We start from the raw sequence: 4,692 nt of genomic DNA on the forward strand, positions 1-4,692 counted from the left end.
CCTTGCCACAGCGGCAATCCGCAGCATGCCGGCATTCCAACCCCAGGAGCCGAACATGAAGACCACCCACGAACCCCGTGTGCCGCGCGCACGCAGCCTTCCGGCCACGCTGGCCATCGGCGCGATCTCCGTGCTTGCCGCCGCGGTGCTGGCCGCATGCCAGCCCGCCGTGCCTGACGCACAGGCGGCCCCTGCCGCAGCCCCTCAGGCGCCGACGGTGCCGGTCGCCCTGGTGCGCTCCGTGGCGATGGACGTCGGGCCGACGCAGGTGGCTCGTGTCGAAGCCGCGCAGCAGGTCGAACTGCGCACCCGTGTGTCCGGGCCCATCGACGCAATGCTGTTCCGCGAAGGCGATGCGGTTCGCGCCGGCCAGCCGCTGTTCCAGATCGACCCGAGGCCCTTCGACGCGGCGCTGGCCCGTGCACGCGCCGAGCTTCAACTGGCGAAGGCGCGTGAGACCTTGACCGGCACCGAGGCCGAGCGGGCCCGCCAACTGCACGCTGACCGCGCGATCGCCGGCGAGGAGATGGAGCGCCGTGTGGCGGCCCATGCCGAAGCGCAGGCGCGGCGTGCCGCGGCCGAGGCCGCCGTGCAGACGGCCCAGTTGGAGCGCGACTTCACGCTGGTGCGCTCGCCGATCGACGGCCGCATCGGCCGTGCGCTCGTGACGGCCGGCAACGTCGTCACCGCCGGCGGCAACGCCACGCCGCTGGCCACGCTGGTCAGCATCGCGCCGCTGCATGTGCACATCGACGTGGCCGACCGCAGCCTGCTGCAGCGCCTGGCCGAGAACCGTGGCGCCAAGGGCTGGCGGGCTCGCATCCTCGACGCCGACGGCCAGCGCGAGCTGGCACTCGCGCCGATCGACTTCACGAACCACTCCATCGATGCCGCCACCGGCACGGTACGCCTGCGCGCCCGAGTCGATGCCGCGGTGCCCGGCCTCATGCCTGGCCAGTACGTGCGTGCGCAGCTGGTGACGGGCACAGCCCAGCCTGTGCTGCTGGTGCCCGACAAGGCCATCGGTACCGACCAGGGCCGGCGCTTCGTGCTCGTGGTCACCGAGGCCGGCCAGGTCGAATACCGCCCGATCGGCGTCGGCGCGGCGCAGGGCGCCGACCGCATCGTGACCGAAGGGCTGAAGGCGGGCGAGCAGGTGATCGTCTCGGGCCTGATGCGCGTGCGTCCGGGCATGGCGGTCAAGCCTCAGCCTGCCCAAGGGCCTGCGGAGCCGGCGCAGGGGCAGGCGCAGAACGGCGTCGAGCCCGACCGTTCCTGATCCATCGGGAGTCAATCACCATGAACCGTCTTGCCAGACTCTTCGTCGACCGCCCGATCGTCGCGATCGTGCTGTCCCTCGTGCTGCTGCTTGCCGGCCTGCTTTCGATGGGCAGGCTGCCGCTGACCGAGTACCCCAACGTCATGCCCACCACCGTGCAGGTGCGTGCCGCGTACCCGGGCGCGAACCCGCAGGTGATCGCCGACACGGTGGCCACGCCGCTCGAGACCGAGCTCACCGGCCTGCCGGGCCTGCAGTACATGAGCTCGAACTCCAGTGGCGACGGCCGCTACCTGCTGACGCTGACCTTCGCCGCCAGCGTGGACCCGGCGCGCGCCGAGACCGACACGCAGAACCGCGTCGCCCGCGCGCTGCCGCGCCTGCCGGCCGAGGTGCAGAAGCTCGGCGTCGTCAGCGAGAGCGTCGCGCCCGACATGCTGATGGTCGTGCACCTGACGTCGCCGCAGGGCCGTTACGACCTGCTGCACCTGTCGAATTTCGCCCAGCTGCAGGTGCGCGACGCTCTGTTGCGCGTGCCCGGCGTCAGCAAGGTGGTGGTCTGGGGCGCGGGCGACTACAGCCTGCGCGTCTGGCTCGACCCCGACCGCATGGCCGCGCGCGGCCTGGTCGCCGGCGACGTGGTCGACGCGATCCGCGCGCAGAACCTGCAGGTGGCCGCGGGCTCGGTGGGCCAGCAGCCCGACGCGCGCAGCGCGCATCAGCTGCCGATCACGGTGGCCGGGCGCCTGAGTTCGCCCGAGGCCTTCGGCGACATCGTGCTGAAGAGCGGCCCCACCGGCGAGCAGCTGCGGCTGAAGGACGTAGCGCGTGTGGAGCTCGGTGCGAGTTCGTATTCGCTGCGCAGCCTGCTCGACGGAAAGCCGGCTGTCGGCATCCAGATCGTGCAGGACCCGGCCGCCAGCGCCGTCGAGGTGGCTGCCGCCGTGCGGGCCGAGATGACGAAGCTGCAGCAGGGCTTCCCGCAGGACATTGCGCACCGCATCGCCTACGACCCCACGTTGTTCGTCAAGGCGTCGATCCGCAACGTCATCCAGACCTTGGCCGAGGCGATGGTGCTGGTCGTGCTGGTCGTGCTGCTGTTCCTGCAGAACTGGCGCGCGTCGCTGATCCCGATCGCGGCCGTGCCGGTGTCGCTGGTAGGCACGCTGGCGGTGATGCACGCCGCCGGCTTCACGCTGAACACGCTGAGTCTGTTCGGGCTGGTGCTGTCGATCGGCATCGTCGTCGACGACGCGATCGTCGTCGTCGAGAACGTCGAGCGGCACCTCGCCCGCGGGCTGAAGCCCCGCGAAGCGGCACTCGCCGCGATGAAGGAGGTCACCGGGCCGATCCTGGTGATCACGGCCGTGCTGGCCGCCGTCTTCATCCCCACGGCATTCATGGGCGGCCTGTCGGGCCAGTTCTACCGGCAGTTCGCGCTGACGATCGCGATCTCCACGGTGCTGTCGGCGATCAACTCGCTGACCCTGTCGCCGGCTTTGTCGGCGATGTGGCTGAAGCCACATGCTGGCGGTCACGACGGGCGCCTGGCGCGCTTCTTCGGCGGCTTCAACCGCGCCTTCGAGCGCGCTTCGGAGCGCTACGCCGGGCTGACGCGGGCCGGCGTGAAGCGCGGCCTGCGCCTGTTGGTCGTCTACGCCGTGCTGGTGGCCGGCGCGGTGTGGAGCTTCAAGAGCGTGCCGTCGGGCTTCGTTCCGGCCCAGGACAAGTACTACCTCGTCGGCATCGTGCAGCTGCCGCCCGGCGCGTCGCTGGACCGCACCGAGGCGGTCACGAAGCAGGTCACCAAGATCGCGCTAGCTCAGCCGGGAGTCGAGAGCGTGGTGGCCTTCCCGGGTATCTCGATCAACGGCTTCGTCAACAGCCCGAACGCCGCCGTGATCTTCACGATGCTCGATCCGTTCGAGCAGCGCAAGGACGCGAGTCTGGCCGCCGGTGCCATCGCCGGTGCGCTGAACGGCCGCTTCCAGGGTATCGACGAAAGCTTCATCGCGATGTTCCCGCCGCCGCCGGTGCCCGGACTCGGCCAGGCTGGCGGCTTCAAGTTGCAGATCCAGGACCGCAGGCAACAGGGCCACGAGGCGCTGAACGCGGCGCTGGGTGCCGTGATGGCCGAGGCCGGCAAGGAGCCGCGCCTGGTGGGTCTGTTCAGCGGCTACCAAACGGGCGTGCCGCAGCTCGCGCTGAACGTCGACCGCGAGAAGGCGCTGGCCATGGGCGTGCCGCTGGAGGCCATCTACCAGTCGCTGCAGGTCTACCTGGGCTCGCTCTACGTCAACGACTTCAACTTCCTTGGCCGCGCCTGGCAGGTCAACGTGCAGGCAGACGCGCCGTTCCGCGCCGACGCCACCGCGCTGGACCGGCTGTGGACGCGCAATGCGCAGGGGCAGATGGTGCCGCTGGCCGCGCTGGTGACGAGCCAGCCGGCGACCGGCCCCGACCCGGTGGGCCGCTACAACGGCTACGCGTCGGCCGACCTGTCGGGCATGCCGGCGCCGGGCGTGAGTTCGGGTGAGGCCGTGGCGGCGATGGAGCAGATCCTGGCCCGTGCGCTGCCGGACGGCTTCACCTACGAGTGGACCGACCTGACCTACCAGCAGATTCAGGAAGGGTCGAGCGGCCTGTGGGTGTTCCCGCTGGCCGTGGGACTGGCCTTCCTGATCCTGGCCGCGGCCTACGGCAGCTGGAGCCTGCCGCTGGCCGTGCTGGCCATCGTGCCGACGGTGATCCTGGGCGCGCTGGTTGGCGTGTGGCTGAGCGGGGGCGACAACAACCTGTTCACGCAGATCGGCCTGGTGGTGCTGGTGGGTCTGGCGACGAAGAACGCGATCCTGATCGTCGAGTTCGCTCGCCGGCGCCAGCAGGAAGGAACGTCGGCGGTCGACGCCGTGGTCGAGGCGGCGCGGCTGCGCCTGCGGCCGATCCTGATGACCTCGCTGGCCTTCGTGATGGGCGTGCTTCCCCTCGTCTTCGCCAGCGGGGCCGGCGCCGAGATGCGCCAGGCCGTCGGCGTGGCGGTCTTCGCCGGGATGCTGGCGGTCACCGTCGCCGGACTGGTCTTCACCCCGATGTTCTACGTGCTGCTCCAGCGGCGCCGCGCCCGGCGCGCGGCCGCGCTGGCCGTAGCGCAATGAGGAGATTCACATGATCAAGACAAGCTTGACCACGATCGCACTGGCCGTCCTGCTGGCGGCCTGCGGTACCGCAGCGCCGCTGGCCGTGCCGGCGCCGGAGCTGCCGGGGGCTTTTGCGCAAGGGCAGGGCATCGAAGTCGGCCGCGTGGCCCAGCCCGACTGGTGGAGCGTGTTCGCGGACCCGGCGCTCGATGCGCTCGTCCAGCGCGGCCTCGAGGCCAACCTGGACCTCCGGCAGGCCGCCGAGCGGGTGCAGCG

2 protein-coding genes and 1 pseudogene are annotated in these 4,692 nt (G+C 70.9%); all 3 read left to right on the top strand.

The window, feature by feature from the left end; all coding sequences use genetic code 11:
• The first annotated feature begins 55 nt into the window (after window positions 1–55).
• A complete protein-coding gene (locus x551_RS18590; RefSeq protein ID WP_051495434.1) occupies window positions 56–1,279 on the top strand; it encodes an efflux RND transporter periplasmic adaptor subunit in 1,224 nt (407 codons plus the stop codon).
• A 20-nt stretch (window positions 1,280–1,299) separates the two neighbouring features.
• On the top strand, window positions 1,300–4,434 hold the full coding sequence (locus x551_RS18595) for a multidrug efflux RND transporter permease subunit (RefSeq protein WP_036228832.1): 3,135 nt from the start codon (window positions 1,300–1,302) through the stop codon (window positions 4,432–4,434).
• Between the two features lie 10 nt (window positions 4,435–4,444).
• Window positions 4,445–4,692: pseudogene (locus x551_RS18600) on the top strand (RND transporter); the annotation flags it as partial.

This window comes from Methylibium sp. T29, assembly GCF_000576205.1.
Classification (GTDB): Bacteria; Pseudomonadota; Gammaproteobacteria; order Burkholderiales; family Burkholderiaceae_C; genus Methylibium; species Methylibium petroleiphilum.